Source organism: Rhizobium sp. NPDC090279 (assembly GCF_044769665.1).
GTDB lineage: Bacteria > Pseudomonadota > Alphaproteobacteria > Rhizobiales > Rhizobiaceae > Rhizobium.
Genome location: NZ_JBIVYI010000010.1, coordinates 233,577 through 248,911, shown reverse-complemented (window position 1 = coordinate 248,911; position 15,335 = coordinate 233,577). Strand labels below are relative to the sequence as shown.

General features: G+C 61.4%; 16 protein-coding genes. 12 read left to right on the top strand and 4 right to left on the bottom strand.

The window, feature by feature from the left end; genetic code table 11:
- Nucleotides 1-10: 10 nt before the first annotated feature.
- A complete protein-coding gene (locus ACIQWP_RS25095; RefSeq protein ID WP_402793431.1) occupies nt 11-892 on the bottom strand; it encodes a LysR family transcriptional regulator in 882 nt (293 codons plus the stop codon).
- A 125-nt stretch (nt 893-1,017) separates the two neighbouring features.
- Between ACIQWP_RS25095 and ACIQWP_RS25090 the strand changes: the two genes are divergently transcribed.
- From ACIQWP_RS25090 to ACIQWP_RS25050, 9 genes are all read left to right on the top strand, one after another.
- On the top strand, nt 1,018-2,514 hold the full coding sequence (locus ACIQWP_RS25090) for a CoA-acylating methylmalonate-semialdehyde dehydrogenase (RefSeq protein ID WP_402793429.1): 1,497 nt from the start codon (nt 1,018-1,020) through the stop codon (nt 2,512-2,514).
- A 142-nt stretch (nt 2,515-2,656) separates the two neighbouring features.
- On the top strand, nt 2,657-3,004 hold the full coding sequence (locus tag ACIQWP_RS25085) for a VOC family protein (protein ID WP_402793427.1): 348 nt from the start codon (nt 2,657-2,659) through the stop codon (nt 3,002-3,004).
- Nucleotides 3,005-3,161: 157 nt separating this feature from the next.
- Nucleotides 3,162-3,650 carry an iron-responsive transcriptional regulator RirA gene (gene rirA / locus ACIQWP_RS25080; protein ID WP_402793425.1) on the top strand — a complete coding sequence of 163 codons (489 nt, stop codon included), beginning with the start codon at nt 3,162-3,164 and terminating at the stop codon, nt 3,648-3,650.
- 343 nt (nt 3,651-3,993) lie between these two features.
- Nucleotides 3,994-5,589, top strand: a complete 1,596-nt coding sequence (locus ACIQWP_RS25075) for an ABC transporter substrate-binding protein (RefSeq protein ID WP_402793423.1) — start codon at nt 3,994-3,996, stop codon at nt 5,587-5,589.
- An 89-nt stretch (nt 5,590-5,678) separates the two neighbouring features.
- Nucleotides 5,679-6,683 (top strand): ABC transporter permease subunit, encoded by a 1,005-nt coding sequence (locus ACIQWP_RS25070; RefSeq protein ID WP_402793421.1) that lies wholly within the window; start codon nt 5,679-5,681, stop codon nt 6,681-6,683.
- 9 nt (nt 6,684-6,692) lie between these two features.
- Nucleotides 6,693-7,586: an ABC transporter permease subunit gene (locus ACIQWP_RS25065; protein ID WP_402793419.1), complete on the top strand. Its 894-nt coding sequence runs from the start codon at nt 6,693-6,695 to the stop codon at nt 7,584-7,586.
- Complete coding sequence (locus ACIQWP_RS25060) at nt 7,586-8,602, top strand: ABC transporter ATP-binding protein (protein ID WP_402793417.1); 1,017 nt, start codon at nt 7,586-7,588, stop codon at nt 8,600-8,602. The genes ACIQWP_RS25065 and ACIQWP_RS25060 overlap by 1 nt, the downstream gene beginning before the upstream one ends.
- Nucleotides 8,599-9,552 carry a peptide ABC transporter ATP-binding protein gene (locus ACIQWP_RS25055; RefSeq protein ID WP_402793415.1) on the top strand — a complete coding sequence of 318 codons (954 nt, stop codon included), beginning with the start codon at nt 8,599-8,601 and terminating at the stop codon, nt 9,550-9,552. Before ACIQWP_RS25060 ends, ACIQWP_RS25055 begins: the two co-directional genes overlap by 4 nt.
- Before the next feature lie 72 nt (nt 9,553-9,624).
- Nucleotides 9,625-10,152: a gluconokinase gene (locus ACIQWP_RS25050; RefSeq protein ID WP_402793413.1), complete on the top strand. Its 528-nt coding sequence runs from the start codon at nt 9,625-9,627 to the stop codon at nt 10,150-10,152.
- Nucleotides 10,153-10,161: 9 nt separating this feature from the next.
- On the opposite strand, the gene ACIQWP_RS25045 is transcribed toward ACIQWP_RS25050, so the two are convergent.
- From ACIQWP_RS25045 to ACIQWP_RS25035, 3 genes are all read right to left on the bottom strand, one after another.
- The gene (locus ACIQWP_RS25045) at nt 10,162-11,409 is read right to left on the bottom strand and encodes an NAD(P)/FAD-dependent oxidoreductase (protein WP_402793411.1); all 1,248 of its coding nucleotides are present in this window, start codon (nt 11,407-11,409) and stop codon (nt 10,162-10,164) included.
- A 118-nt stretch (nt 11,410-11,527) separates the two neighbouring features.
- Nucleotides 11,528-12,025, bottom strand: coding sequence for an isoprenylcysteine carboxyl methyltransferase family protein (locus ACIQWP_RS25040; protein ID WP_402793501.1), 498 nt, complete (start codon nt 12,023-12,025; stop codon nt 11,528-11,530).
- Nucleotides 12,025-13,077, bottom strand: a complete 1,053-nt coding sequence (locus ACIQWP_RS25035) for a type III polyketide synthase (RefSeq protein WP_402793409.1) — start codon at nt 13,075-13,077, stop codon at nt 12,025-12,027. The genes ACIQWP_RS25040 and ACIQWP_RS25035 overlap by 1 nt, the downstream gene beginning before the upstream one ends.
- 196 nt (nt 13,078-13,273) lie before the next feature.
- Between ACIQWP_RS25035 and ACIQWP_RS25030 the strand changes: the two genes are divergently transcribed.
- Genes ACIQWP_RS25030 through ACIQWP_RS25020 form a run of 3 tightly spaced genes read left to right on the top strand, consistent with a single transcriptional unit; the run spans nt 13,274 to nt 15,316 of the window.
- The gene (locus ACIQWP_RS25030) at nt 13,274-13,816 is read left to right on the top strand and encodes a tetratricopeptide repeat protein (protein ID WP_402793407.1); all 543 of its coding nucleotides are present in this window, start codon (nt 13,274-13,276) and stop codon (nt 13,814-13,816) included.
- Nucleotides 13,817-13,875: 59 nt separating this feature from the next.
- Entirely contained in the window at nt 13,876-14,520 is a 645-nt protein-coding gene (locus ACIQWP_RS25025) for an RNA polymerase sigma factor (protein ID WP_402793405.1), read from the top strand.
- Nucleotides 14,513-15,316 carry an anti-sigma factor family protein gene (locus ACIQWP_RS25020; protein ID WP_402793403.1) on the top strand — a complete coding sequence of 268 codons (804 nt, stop codon included), beginning with the start codon at nt 14,513-14,515 and terminating at the stop codon, nt 15,314-15,316. The genes ACIQWP_RS25025 and ACIQWP_RS25020 overlap by 8 nt, the downstream gene beginning before the upstream one ends.
- The last annotated feature ends 19 nt before the right edge of the window (nt 15,317-15,335 follow it).

Genomic DNA, 15,335 nt, shown 5'->3' with positions numbered 1-15,335 from the left:
TTCGCGGATGCTACAAAAACATCCGCCGTTCTTCGCTGACCAGTTCCTGCAGGAAATCCGCGACGGTGCGCACCCGCACGAGATCGCGGGCGCTTTCATGATAGGTCGTCCAGTAGGCCCGCTTGATGGAGACATCGGGCAGGATGCGTGTGAGTTCGGGGAATTGCCTGGCGATGTAGTCGTGCAGAATGCCGATCCCCGCCCCAGAGCGAACAGCTTCCGTCTGGCCGATGGCGGTGGAGATTTCGAAGGAGGCGTCCCAGCTGCGCATGATTTCGCCGGAAAAATTCAGCGAAGCCGTGAAGATCAGGTCTTCGACATAACCGACGCGTGGATGCAGCTTCAGCGCCTCGACGCTGTCGGGCAGTCCGGCCCGTTCCAGATAGGTTTTAGAGGCATAGAGCCCGAGCGTGTAGTCGGTCAGCTTGGATGAGACCAGTCGGCCCTGCTCGGGGCGCTCCAGCGTAATCGCGATATCAGCCTCGCGCTGCGACAGCGAAAACGAGCGGGGAACGGGCACGAGCTGGATGCGCAGTTCCGGATAGCGGGCGATCAGCCGCCCGAGCCTGGGCGCCAGGAAGGAAACGCCGAAACCATCAGGCGCGCCGATGCGCACCGTGCCTGTGATGGCGCTGTCGAGATGGCCGACGCTTGCCTGCGCGCGCAGCATCTCGGTTTCCATGCGCTCCGCCGCATGCAGGAAGATCTCGCCCTCCGCCGTCAGGTCGCAGCCGTTGGTGCGCCGCACGAGCAACCGCGTCTTCAACCGCTCCTCGAGCGTCGTCACGCGGCGGGAGAGGGTGGCGTGGTTGACACCGAGGCGTTTCGAGGCGGCCAGGATCTGCCCAGTGCGCGCGACGGCGAGAAACATGCGGACATCGTCCCAATCCATTTACACTACCCGTTTGCACATCTAGGACTTTAATTTTTGCACAACGGTTGCTTATAGCAGCTCATTGATTTGTGCAAATTGAAGTGCCATCCTGTAGCCATCCAAGAAAACGAGGAGGCACATCCATGCGTGAGATCGGTCATTTCATCGGCGGCAAGCATGTCGCTGGCACCAGCGGACGCACGAGCAATGTCTACAATCCGGCAACCGGCGAAGTGCAGGCGACCGTCGCGCTCGCCAGCGTCGATGAACTGCGCGCAGCGGTCGCAAACGCCAAGGCCGCCCAGCCGAAATGGGCCGCCACCAATCCGCAGCGCCGCGCCCGCGTCTTCTTCAAGTTCGTCGAGCTTCTGAACCAGAACATGGACGAGCTGGCGACCCTGCTCTCCACGGAGCATGGCAAGACGGTCGAGGATTCCAAGGGCGACATCATCCGCGGCCTCGAAGTCTGCGAATTCGTCTGCGGCATTCCGCACCTGCAGAAGGGCGAGTTCACCGAAGGCGCCGGCCCGGCGATCGACATGTACTCCATCCGCCAGCCGGTCGGCGTTGGCGCCGGCATAACGCCGTTCAATTTTCCCGGCATGATCCCGATGTGGATGTTTGCCCCGGCCATCGCCTGCGGCAATGCCTTCATCCTGAAGCCGTCCGAGCGCGATCCGTCCCTGCCGATCCGCCTGGCCGAACTCATGATCGAAGCCGGCCTGCCTGCCGGCATCCTCAACGTCGTCAACGGTGACAAGGCCGCCGTCGACGCCATCCTGACCGATCCGGACATCGGCGCCGTCTCCTTCGTCGGCTCCACGCCGATCGCCCGCTACGTCTACGGCACGGCTGCCATGAACGGCAAGCGCGCCCAGTGCTTCGGTGGCGCCAAGAACCACATGATCATCATGCCCGATGCCGACATGGATCAGGCCGTCAACGCGCTCATGGGCGCCGGCTACGGCTCGGCCGGCGAGCGCTGCATGGCCGTATCGGTCGCAGTCCCGGTCGGAGAGGACACGGCCAATCGTCTCGTCGAGAAGCTGGTGCCGAAGATCGAGTCCCTGCGCATCGGCCCCTATACCGACGACAAGGCCGACATGGGCCCGCTCGTCACCAAGGACGCCTACAACCGCGTCAACGGCCTGATCGACCGTGGTGTCGAGGAAGGCGCCAAGTTGGTTGTAGACGGCCGCGGCTTCAAGCTGCAGGGCTATGAGGACGGTTATTTCGTCGGCGGCACGCTGTTCGACCACGTCACGCCAAGCATGGATATCTACAAGACCGAGATCTTCGGACCGGTTCTGTCGCTCGTTCGCGCCAAGAACTATGAGGAGGCGCTCGACCTGCCGATGAAGCACGAGTACGGCAACGGCGTCGCCATCTATACCCGCGACGGCGATGCGGCCCGCGATTTCGCCTCGCGCATCAACATCGGCATGATCGGCATCAACGTTCCGATCCCGGTTCCGCTTGCCTACCACTCCTTCGGCGGCTGGAAGGCTTCGAGCTTCGGCGATCTCAACCAGCACGGCACGGACTCGATCAAGTTCTGGACGCGCACCAAGACGATCACCGCCCGCTGGCCGTCCGGCATCAAGGATGGCGCCGAATTCGTCATGCCGACGATGAAGTAGGCCTTATTGCTTTGACAGTATCGACCGCCGTCCGGCATTTCCCGGGCGGCGGTTTTTTGTTGCGTTTGTTTTCGATAGAGTCATCTTGCCTGGGCCGCCGTTTTCATCTAGAACAAAACGAGAACAACGGGAGGGCCGCGTTATGCCCGCGACATATCAGATCGACTATCTCGAATTTCCGTCGAAGGACGGCCTGAAGACCCGCCGCTTCTTCGAGGAAGCTTTCGAGTGGAGCTTTGTCAGCTACGGACCGACATACCATGTCATCGAGGCCGCCGGGATAGATGCCGGCATCGACGGGAGCGCAGGGGAGGCGGCTGGAACGCCGCTACCCGTGGTGCGGGCCACCGATCTGGAAGCCGCCCAGCGCGCCGTCGAGTTTGCCGGCGGCATCATCACCCGTCCTGCCTTCGATTTTCCCGGAGGTAGAAGATTTCATTTCCGCGAGCCGGGCGGCTGCGAAATGGCGGTGTGGGTCTCTGTGCCATAGGCGGGCTGAGATGGATCAGGCAGATATCGACAGGGCTGGGTGGCTGTGCTTTCGAGATAACGTGAATATGAATTTCATATTTTGGAATTGTTCAAAACTGAGAAAGCCACTATATACGGGTCCAGCCCCTAAGCAGCCTTGATTCCAGGAGATCGGCATGCGCTTGACGAAGCAGACCAATTACGCAGTGCGCATGTTGATGTATTGCGCCGCCAACGATGGCCATCTGAGCCGTATTCCGGAGATCGCCAGGGCGTACGGCGTTTCCGAGCTTTTTCTGTTCAAGATCCTGCAGCCTTTGACCAGGGCAAGCCTTGTGGAAACGGTGCGCGGCCGCAATGGCGGCGTGCGCCTTGCCAAGCCGGCCGCCAATATCAGCCTGTTCGACGTCGTTCGCGTCACCGAAGACAGCTTCGCCATGGCGGAATGCTTCGAGGATGGCGTGGTGGAATGCCCGCTGGTCGATAGCTGCGGCCTCAATTCCGCGCTGCGCAAGGCACTCAACGCCTTTTTCGACGTTTTGACGGAATATTCCATCGACGATCTGGTCAAGGCGCGGCCGCAGATCAACTTCCTGCTCGGGCTCACCGATGCCGATCACAAGGCGATAGCCAAGAAGCCGGCGATCTCCGCACCCGCGGCCTGATCGCTCTCCACGAATTCGATCGCATTTCCGATCCGCAGTTGCCTCCGGTAGCTGCGGATTTTCGTTTGTGTTGCCTCCTATCCGGGCAATATAGGGTTTGCGGATTGTGAGGAGAAAACGTCAAATCGTTCTGAATATAATAAAAAGATGCAAAATTTTGCCAGAATCTTACCAATTCAGAGGTCTTTTTGTCCAAAAATTTCCAAACTCTACGATTTGGAAGAATTTTAGGCGGCGCTTGTTGCTTTCAAACTTAAAATAAAGTTCCATCGGCGCGATCCGGATGGGAACCTCTGGTGGTGTCCACGGCTTCAAAAGAATAACAAATCTGGGAAACGATATCATGAAAAAGATTTCTGTCCTGCTGGCAGTGACAGCCCTGGCTTCGGTCATGGCAACGTCCGCCTGGTCAAAAACGCTTGTCTATTGCTCTGAAAGCTCGCCGGAAGGTTTCGATCCGGGTCTCTATACGGGCGGCAACACTTTCGACGCCTCGTCGCGCACGGTCTATAGCCGCCTCGTCGAATTCAAGCATGGCAGCACCGAGATTGAGCCGGGCCTCGCTGAAAGCTGGACCGTGTCTCCGGACGGCAAGGAATACACCTTCAAGCTCCGCAAGGGCGTGAAGTTCCAGACCACCGATTTCTTTACGCCGACGCGTGACCTCACTGCCGACGACGTCATTTTCTCGATCACCCGTCAGCTGGGCTCGGACAGCCCGTGGGCCAAGTATGTCGCCGGCGGCTCCTATGAATACGCCGACGGCATGGGTTTCCCGAAGCTCATCAAGTCGATCGACAAGGTCGACGACCTCACCGTCAAGTTCGTGCTGAACCGTCCGGAAGCTCCCTTCCTCGCCGACCTGGCCATGGACTTCGCCTCGATCCTGTCGAAGGAATATGCAGACAAGCTTCAGGCCGACGGCAAGATGGAGCAGATGAACCAGCAGCCGCTCGGCACTGGCGCATTCACCTTCGTTGCCTACCAGCCGGATGCCGTCATCCGCTACAAGGCCAACGAAACCTACTTCAAGGGCAAGGAAAAGATCGACGATCTGGTCTTCGCGATCACGCCGGATGCATCCGTCCGCGCGCAGAAGCTGAAGTCGGGCGAGTGCAACATCATGCCTTACCCGAACGCGGCCGACATCAAGGATCTGAAGGCTGACAAGAACCTTAAGGTTCTCGAGCAGGCCGGCCTGAACGTCTCCTACCTCGCCTACAACACGCTGGTTGCTCCGTTCGACAAGGTCGAAGTGCGCAAGGCGATCAACATGGCCGTCAACAAGCAGGCCATCGTCGACGCCGTCTTCCAGGGCTCGGCCAAGGTTGCGACGAACCCGATCCCGCCGACCATGTGGTCCTACAACAAGGAAGTGAAGGACGACGCCTTCAATCCGGAAGAAGCCAAGAAGATGCTTGAAAAGGCTGGCGTCAAGGATCTCAGCATGAAGATCTGGGCGATGCCGGTGTCGCGTCCGTACATGCTGAACGCCCGCCGCGCTGCCGAGCTGATGCAGGCGGACCTTGCCAAGATCGGCGTCAAGGTCGAGATCGTCACCTATGACTGGGCACAGTACCTGAAGCTTTCCGCTGCCAAGGACCGCGATGGCGCAGCCATCCTCGGCTGGACCGGCGACAACGGCGACCCGGACAACTTCCTTGACACGCTGCTCGGCTGCGATGCCGTTGGCGGCAACAACCGCGCGCAGTGGTGCAACAAGGAATTCGACGATGTCGTGAAGAAGGCCAAGCAGACGGCTGACATCAAGGAGCGCACCAAGCTCTACGAACAGGCCCAGGTCATCTTCAAGCGCGAAGCACCATGGATGACCATCGACCATTCGGAAGAGTTCATCCCGATGACGAAGAATGTCTCCGGCTACCACCAGGACCCGGTCGGCGTTCACCGCTTCGATGGCGTCGATATCGCCGAATAACGAAAAATCTGTGAGAATGCCCGGCTAAGACCGGGCGACCCGGCGGTCAGACACTCTGTCTGGCCGCCGGAAAAATTTGGACATCTACCATGTTGCGATTTCTTTTCAGCCGCCTTGCAGTGCTGATCCCGACATTCCTGGGCGTATCGATCGTCGCCTTCTCCTTCATTCGCCTGCTTCCCGGCGATCCTGTCATGTTGCTGTCGGGCGAACGCGTCATGTCGCCGGAGCGCCATGCACAGATTTCGCACGATCTCGGCTACGACCAGCCGATGGTTGTCCAGTATGGCAAGTACATCTGGAACGCCTTGCACGGCGATCTCGGCACGTCGATCACCACCAAGCGTGACGTGCTGACCGACTTCTTCACCTTCTTCCCGGCCACGCTCGAACTGTCGATCTGCGCCATGATCCTGGCGATCTGTCTTGGCATCCCGGCCGGCGTTTTCGCCGCCGTCAAGCGAGGGACATGGTTCGACCAGAGCGTCATGGGCGTCGCCCTCGTCGGCTATTCCATGCCGATCTTCTGGTGGGGCCTGCTGCTCATCATCGTCTTCAACGGCTATCTGCACTGGACGCCGGTTTCCGGTCGCATCGGCCTCATCTATTTCTTCAAGCCGATCACCGGCTTCATGCTGATCGACAGCCTGCTGTCCGGTCAGAAGGGCGCTTTCTGGTCCGCGTTCAATTCGCTGATCCTGCCGACCGTCGTTCTCGGCACCATCCCGCTCGCCGTCATCGCGCGCCAGACGCGTTCCGCCATGCTGGAAGTCCTCGGTGAAGACTATGTCCGCACCGCCCGTTCCAAGGGTCTGTCGCCGCTGCGCGTCGTCTCCGTGCATGCGCTGCGTAATGCGATGATCCCCGTCGTCACCACGATCGGCCTTCAGGTCGGCGTGCTGCTCGGCGGCGCCATCCTGACGGAAAGCATCTTTTCCTGGCCGGGCATCGGCAAATGGATGATCGACGCCGTCTTCAAGCGCGACTATCCGGTGGTGCAGGGCGGCCTGTTGCTGATCGCCGGCATCGTCATGCTCGTCAATCTCGCTGTCGACTTGCTCTACGGCTTCGTCAATCCACGCATTCGTCACTAGGAGCGGTCCATGAGCACGGTAAGCGTCAAATCCGACCGTCCTTCCGCTCTCGCGGAGTTCTGGTACTACTTCTCTCGCAACAAGGGCGCCGTCATCGGCCTTGCGATCTTCCTCTTTGTCCTGTTTCTGGCGATCTTCGCCGGCATCGTGGCGCCCCATAATCCCGATGTCGCCTATGGCAGCGACATGCAGCGCCTGCCGCCGGTCTGGTCGGAAGGCGGCAACAGCAGCTTCCTGCTCGGCACCGATGCCAACGGCCGGGATCTCCTGTCGCGCCTCATCTACGGCACGCGGTTTTCGCTGTTCATCGGTCTCGTGGTCGCGTCGCTTTCGGCGATCGCCGGCATTCTGATCGGCCTTGTGGCCGGCTATGTTCGCGGTCGCACCGATACGATCATCATGCGTATCATGGACATCATCCTTGCCGTCCCGTCGCTGCTGCTCGCCCTGGTGCTGGTGGCGATCCTCGGGCCGGGCCTGACGAACGCCATGATCGCGATCTCCATCGTCAATCAGCCGCATTTCGTTCGCCTGACGCGCGCCTCGGTCATGACCGAGCGTGACAAGGAATATGTCATCGCCTCGCGTGTCGCCGGTGCTGGTCCACTGCGGCTGATGTTCAAGACGATCCTGCCCAACTGTCTGGGGCCGCTGATCGTGCAGGGCACGCTTGCGTTCTCGTCGGCCATTCTCGATGCCGCCGCTCTCGGCTTTCTCGGCCAGGGCGCCCAGCCGCCGACGCCGGAATGGGGCACGATGCTGGCGGATTCGCGTGAATTCTTCCAGAGCAACCCCTGGCTCGTCACTTTCCCCGGTCTCTGCATCCTGATCACGGTTCTCGCCATCAATCTGATGGGCGACGGCCTGCGCGATGCCTTCGACCCGAAGCTGAAGAGGTCGTAATGGCACTTCTTGATATCTCCAATCTCACCGTTGAATTCCAGACCTCGTCCGGCCTGTTCCGGGCCGTGGATAGCGTCTCGCTTACCTGCGACAAGGGAGAAATCCTGTCGATCGTCGGCGAATCAGGTTCCGGTAAATCCGTCTCTATGCTCGCCATGATGGGGCTTTTGCCCTGGACGGCGAAGATATCAGCCGACCGCATGACCTTCGACGGCAAGGATCTGCGCGGTATCTCTCCGCGCCAGCGCCGCAAGATCATCGGCAAGGACATGGCGATGATCTTCCAGGAGCCGATGTCGAGCCTCAATCCGTGTTTCACGGTCGGCTTCCAGCTCGGCGAAACCCTGCGCATCCACATGGGCCTCGACCGCAAGGCGCGTCGGCAGCGCTCGATCGAACTTCTGAATCTCGTCGGCATCCCGGCGCCGGAAGATCGCCTGTCGAACTTCCCGCACCAGATGTCCGGCGGCATGAGCCAGCGCGTCATGATCGCCATGGCGCTCGCCTGCAATCCGAAGCTGTTGATTGCCGATGAGCCGACCACCGCGCTCGACGTGACGATCCAGGCGCAGATCCTCGACCTGCTCGTGCGCCTGCAGCAGGAGCAGGGCATGGCGCTGGTGCTCATCACCCACGACATGGGCGTTGTCGCTGAAACGGCAGAGCGCGTGCAGGTGCAATATGCCGGCCAGAAGGTCGAGGAGCAGCCGGTCAAGGAACTGTTCCGCGATCCGCATCACCCCTATACGGCAGCGCTTCTCTCGGCACTACCGGAACGGGCCGTGGTCGGAGAACGCCTGCCGTCGATTGCCGGCGTCGTTCCCGGCCAGCACGATCGCCCAACAGGCTGTCTCTTTGCGCCACGTTGTTCCTTCGCCACGCCGGAATGCGACAAGGGCGTCACGCGCCAGGGTGGCGAACTCGGCATGACGCTTTGCAACTATCCGCTGGAACATGGCAAACCGCTCGGCCACCCGGGCATTGCCGCCGCGCAACGAGCAGGAGGTGCCGCATGACTGGCGCTGTTCTCGAAGGGCGCGATCTCGCCCGTTTCTACTCCGTCAAGCGCGGCAGCTTCAAACCGGAGGCGACCGTCAAGGCGTTGAACGGCGTCAGCTTCAGCCTGCAGTCGGGCCGCACGCTCGCCGTCGTCGGTGAATCCGGCTGCGGCAAGTCGACGCTTGCCCGTCTGGTGACGATGATCGAACATCCGACGGCCGGCGAACTGCTGATCGATGGCAAGCCCGCCAAGCTTGGCGACCGCAGCCTGCGCAGCGCCGTGCAGATCGTCTTCCAGAACCCCTATGGCTCGCTCAATCCGCGCCAGAAGGTCGGCTCCATTCTTGAAGAGCCGCTGAAGATCAACACGGATGACGACGCCGCCACCCGCCGCCGCAAGGCCGAGGAGATGATGGCGCGCGTCGGCCTTCGCCCGGAGCATTATGATCGCTACCCGCATATGTTCTCCGGCGGCCAGCGCCAGCGCATCGCCATTGCCCGCGCCCTCATGCTTAGGCCGAAGGTGCTTGTTCTCGATGAGCCGGTTTCGGCGCTCGACCTGTCGATCCAGGCACAGGTGCTGAACCTGCTGATGGACCTGCAGAAGGAGATGGGCCTGGCCTATCTCTTCATCTCGCACGGCCTTTCCGTCGTCCGCCACATCGCCGACGACGTGATGGTCATGTATCTCGGACGCCCGGTCGAAACCGGCACCGCGGATGAAGTCTTCACCCGGCCGCGCCATCCCTACACGGCCGCCCTTCTGTCGGCGACGCCGATCGCCGATCCGGAACGCGAGAAGAACCGCATCCGCCTGCAGGGCGAGTTGCCGTCGCCGCTCAACCCGCCGAAGGGATGCCACTTCAATCCGCGCTGCTGGCGCGCCCAGGATCAGTGCCGGCAGGTCGAGCCGGAACTGGCGGGCGAGGGAACGCATAAATTTTCCTGTTTCTTTCCGCTGGATTGATCCAAGTTGCGAATCGGGCATGGCTGAAGAGCGGTCATGCCCGATTTGAAATCAATCATTCCGGACGGGCCCATGCGCGATAACCAAGACACCCCCCTTGCCATCATCGTCATGGGTGTGAGCGGCAGCGGCAAATCCTCGATCGGCGAGGGTGTCGCGGCTCGGCTCGGCGTGCATTTCATTGAAGGCGATGCGCTGCATCCGGCCGCCAATGTCGAAAAGATGAGCAAGGGCATTCCCTTGACGGACGAGGACCGCTGGCCCTGGCTGGAAAAGATCGGCGAGGTGATCACGGCGAGCCTTGCCAAGGGCGAAGGGATTGCCGTTTCCTGCTCGGCCCTGAAGCATGTCTATCGCGAGCGCCTGCGGGCATCTGCCGGCGGCCATCTCTATTTCATCTATCTCGATGGCTCCAAGGAACTGCTGACCAAGCGCATGGGTGAACGCAAGGGGCACTTCATGCCGGCCTCGCTGCTCGAAAGCCAGCTTCAGACGCTGGAGGTGCCAACCGGCGAGCCTGGTGTCGTCACCGTCGATATCGACACAACGATTGAGGCGATTGTCGACGCTTCCGTCAAAAGCCTCAAAGCAATTCTCTGAACCAATAGCTCAGGGCGCAAACCGGCCAGGAGCATAAGCCAAAATATCGATGAACGGCTTCTCGCCGGTGATGAGCTCGGCGAGCACGCGGCCCGTCACCGGCCCGAGTGTCAATCCGTGATGGGCATGACCGAAGGCGAACCACAGGCCATTGTGGCGTGGGGCCTTGCCGATGATCGGCATCATGTCGGGGGTGCAGGGGCGCGCACCCATCCAGGGTTCCGGGTCGAGCCGCTCGCCGAGCGGGAAGGCGGCGCGCGCGACGGCCTCGGCCCGGTCGAGCTGCACTGGCGTCTTCGGCGCATCGCGCAGAGCGAATTCGGCGCCGGTCGTCAGCCGAATGCCACGGCTCATCGGCGCCAGCAGATAGCCGCGCTCGGCATCCAGCGTCCAGTTGTTGAGGACTGCATTGCCTTCGGCCGCATAGTGCATGTGATAGCCGCGCTTGATGCCAAGCGGAAAGGCATAGCCGAAGCGTTTCGTCACGATATCGGCCCATGGGCCGAGTGCGACGACGACATCCTCCGCCTCGATCGACCCTTCGGCCGTCACCATTCTCCAGGCCTTGCCGGCCATGCCGAGCGAGACGGCATCTCCCGTCGTTACGTGGCCGCCGATGCTTTCGAAGTAGCGGCGGTAGGCCGCCGTCAGTCCGTGCGGGTCGAGCACCGACCAGGGATCGCGCCAGCGCAATGCGCCGGAAAAGCTGCCTCTGAGATGCGGCTCGGCGGTTGCGATCTCCACGCTGCTCAACGCGTCGTAACCGATCCCGAATTCGCGGTTGAGGCGCTCGGCTTCGGCAAACTCCGCGTCGCGCTTCTCGTTCGAGCGGAACAGCTCGACCCAGCCGTTCTTGCGAATGAGCTCCCCGGCATGGGAGGCCTCGATGAGGTCGTTATGTTCGCTGACGGAATGCGCGATCAGCGGCGCATAGGCGCGCGAAATCATCTCGTGACGCTTCGTATTGGAGTTCCACCAATAGCGGGCGAGGAAGGCGATCTGCGCCGGTAGGGCGCGCAGATGGTAGTGCGCGTCGATGCGATTGTTGAAGGCATAGCGCAGCAGCAGGCCGAATTGCTGCGGAAACCCATAGGGCACGACGCCCTCGCGCTGGATAAGGCCGGCATTGCCGAAGGACGTTCCCTGGCCCGGTGGCTGCCGGTCGACGAGGACGACCTGTCGCCCCCGCCTCTGCAGATGGATTGCCGTCGAAACGCCGACGATGCCCGCACCGAGAACGATTGCGTCCTTTGTCATCTTATCCTGCTATCCGCATGCCGATTGCATTCTCGCGCGATCCCCGTCATTGACCGTAACGCGCACTAAGCATCGAAAATGCCTGCCAAATTTCAGCGGCGCAATGGAAAAATGTGGATCAATTCGCAGCCTGTCTCAGGCAGGCGTTTTCGGCACGGATGCGGATGGCGAGAATGATGCCGTTCAACACCGAAAAGACCGCGGCGTAGATCGGCATGCCGAAGGCGAGCGGTAAGACGGCGATCTCGCCGATGACGACGGCATAGTTCGGATGGTTGAGCAGGCGATAAGGACCTTTGGTCACGAGTGCCGCGCCGGGCAAGACGATGATGCGCGTCGTCCAGCGATCTTTCAGTGTCGCCAGCACCCAGAGACGCAGCCCCTGCAATACCATGAACAGCAAGAACCAGGCGGGATCGACCGGCCGGCCGATGGCGAAGAGCCACAATCCGATCAGCCAGGCCGCATGCAGCGCCACCATGAAGGGATAGTGCTCCGGCGCATGTTCCCCGGCGCCGCGGGCAAGCAGGGCAGCGGTATTGTGCCGGGCATAAATGAGTTCCGCCAGCCGCTGCAGCGTGACGAAGGTCAGAAGCGCGATCGATGGCCGGAGCATCATGCGACCCTCTTCAGCGTGATGCAGCTTGCCGAGAAACCCGGACCCATGGCGAGCAGGGCCGAGCGATGCGGCAATCCGGCGGCGATCACCCACTCCAGCACGAACAGCACGGTGGGAGAGGACATGTTGCCATAGTCGCCGATCACCTGACGCTCGATGTCGAGCGAGCCTTCTTCGAGGCCAAGTGCGCTTTCGAGTGCTGTCAGCACCTTGGCGCCGCCGGGATGGCAGATGAAGCGGTCGATATCCGAGAGCAGGAGCCCGGATCGTTCGAGAATGCCGGCAACCGCGCTCCTCAGATGGGTTTCGGCAAAGACCGGCAGAGATTGTTCGAGCACGATACCGAAGCCGGTATCGTCGATCTTCCAGCCCATGATGCCGAGACTGTCGGGAAAGAGGTGTTCGCCCGTTGATTCGATCTCCGCGATGCCGCCGCCGCCGGCCCGCAGCACGCAGGCCGCAGCGCCATCTCCAAACAGCGCCGTCGCGATGATGTTTTGCCGGGTCAGTTCATCCAGACGGAAGGCGAGCGAGCAAAGTTCGATCGCGATGAAGAGCACGACGGCGCCTGGCCGGCTTTTCGCCATTCTCGTCGCGACGGCAAGGCCGGATATGCCAGCAGCGCAGCCGAGCCCGAAGATCGGCACGCGCTCGATATCGCAGCGGAAGCCCATCTCGCCGGCAAGCCGAGCCTCCAGGCTCGGCGTCGCAAGCCCGGTGGACGATGCTGTGACGATGCAGTCCACCTCGCCGGCCTCCAGGCCAGCTCGCTTCAGCGCCGCGGCTGCCGTGCGACGGAAGAGCTCGGAGGCAACCTCCGTATAGGCGGCCATGCGATCCTGCCAGCCATGCGGCTCTTCGAACCAGGAAAGCGGCCTTGCTACATGGCGCTTGCGAATGCCTGTGCTCTCGAACACGCGGGCGAGATATTTGAAGTCCTGGAAGCGGTCCGAGAACAGGCGGCTTGCCGTCTCGGCCGCGTCGGTCTGGAGGATGATGTTATCGGGCGTCGCAACGGCAAGGCTTAGAAGTTTGACGGTATCGGTCACGGGTTTCTCCTGTGCCCTTGAGGGGCATATGGCGGAAACACGCGATGACATCTGTCTATTCGATGCCGGAGCGGTCACGAAAGAGTGACGGCATTCGAAAATGGGTTTGCTCAAAAAAGTTCTGAACCTGTCCGAATAAAAGGTGCCGGCGGTGTGTTCTCCCCTCGCAACGTTCATTTTGCCAAGGAGACATCCCATGACGACCAAAGCATTTCGCCTGGCTTCCATCGCCCTCGGTGCAGGCCTGACCCTCGGCGCCTTCGCCGTTCCGGTCTTTGCCGCCGGCGACGATTCGAGCACGACGCCGACCTGCAAGAAGGGCGAGATCTACGATCAGAAGGCGAAGAAATGCGTCAAGCAGCAGAGCGCCAACGTCACCGACGAAAACCGCGCCGACTATGCCTATTCGCTGGCCAAGAAGGATCATCGCTACGAGGAAGCCCTGGCGGTTCTCGATACGATGAAGAACCCGAATACGGCTGAAGCGCTGAACTATCGCGGTTACGCCACCCGTAAGCTCGGCCGCACGGATGAAGGCATTTCCTACTATCGGAAGTCCGTTGCCATGGACCCAAAATATACGCTGGTCCGCGAGTATCTCGGCGAAGCCTACGTCATCAAGGGCCAGATGGATCTCGCCAAGGATCAGCTGAGCACCATCAAGACGCTCTGCGGCAATACGAGCTGCGAGGAATATCGCGATCTTCACGCCGCTATCGTGAACCCGTCCAGCCTTTGAGGGCAGTCGGGGGCGAAGGTGAAGCGTAAGCAGGGAGCTTTGCGAGGGATATGGGAGTGATGCCGGTCGCTCGTGGCGCGATTTCTGCTTATAGTCTGATGGCAACGGAGCCGCCGAAAAGGTCGGCGGCTCCCGGACGTGCTGATGTCGCGGAGGATGCCATAGCGAGCGAAGAGGATATCAGGGCAGGCCTGTCCCAGCACCTGACGCGGCTGTGGCGCTACGGCGTGGTGCTTTCGCGCCAGCGCGACGTGGCCGATGATCTCGTGCAGGCGACCTGCGTCCGGGCTCTGGAGCGGGCGGCGCAGTTTACCGCGGGAACGAGGCTGGATCGCTGGCTGTTTGCCATCCTCCATTCGATATGGCTGAACGAGGTCCGTTCGCGCCGGGTACGCATGGGGCAGGGCTTCGTCGATGCCGATCAGACGCTGGTGTTCGACGGCGTGCAGGAGACCGAGACGCATATTCTTGCCGGACAGGTGCTGGAGCGTGTGCAGGCATTGCCGGAGGCACAGCGCACCGCCGTGTTCCTGGCCTATGTCGAAGGGCTTTCCTATCGCGAGGTGGCTGACGTGCTTGATGTGCCGATCGGCACTGTCATGAGCCGGCTGGCCACGGCGCGGGCGAAGCTGGCGGATGGCATGGGACTGGCGGCTGACGGCAAATCGTCCGGAGGTGGGCGACTGGGGAATGGAAATGAGTGAAGTGAATAAAGGACAAATGCCCACGGACGAGCAGCTCACCGCCTTCATCGATGGCGAGCTGGACGCCGCCGACTGCGAGCGGATCGAACGATTGATCGCCGACGACGAGCGCGTGGCGGAACGTTTCGATTTCCTGTCGCGCAGTGCGCTGCCCTTTGCGGAGGCATTCCAGCCGATGCTCGCCGAGGCCCCGGCTGCGAAGCTGGACGCCATGCTTGCCGCTATCCCCTCGGCAAGGGAGAACAAGACCCGCGCCGCCGGCATCGGTCGTCGCGGTTTCCTGACAGCGGTTGCTGCGAGCTTCGTGGCCGCCATTGCCATCGATCGCGCTGTGATCGGCATTGGCCATCGGCTTTCGAAGCCGGATGAAGATAGCGAGTGGCGTGCCGTGGTTGCCGAATATCTCTCGCTCTATACGACTGATACGCTGAGCGCGCCGGCCGGCGATCATGCGCAACAGGTCGCGCAGTTGAACGGCGTGGGCGCCAAGCTGGGGCTTTCGCTGGCGCCGGAAGCCATCGCCATGCCCGGTGTCGAGTTCAAGCGCGCCCAGATCCTGAATTATGATAGCAAGCCGCTCGTCCAGATCGCTTATCTCGATCCGGAAAGCGGCCCGATGGCGCTTTGCATCGTTCAATCCACCAAGGGCGCGGCGGCGCCGGACATGGAAAATCGCCGGGGCATGAATGTCGTCTATTGGTCGAGTGCCACCCACGCCTTCATGCTGATCGGCCATGCGCCGATCGACAGGATGCAGCAACTTGCGGCTGATATCAGGGCGCGGCTTGTCGCCTGAGGGCTGTTCTGAACACGTC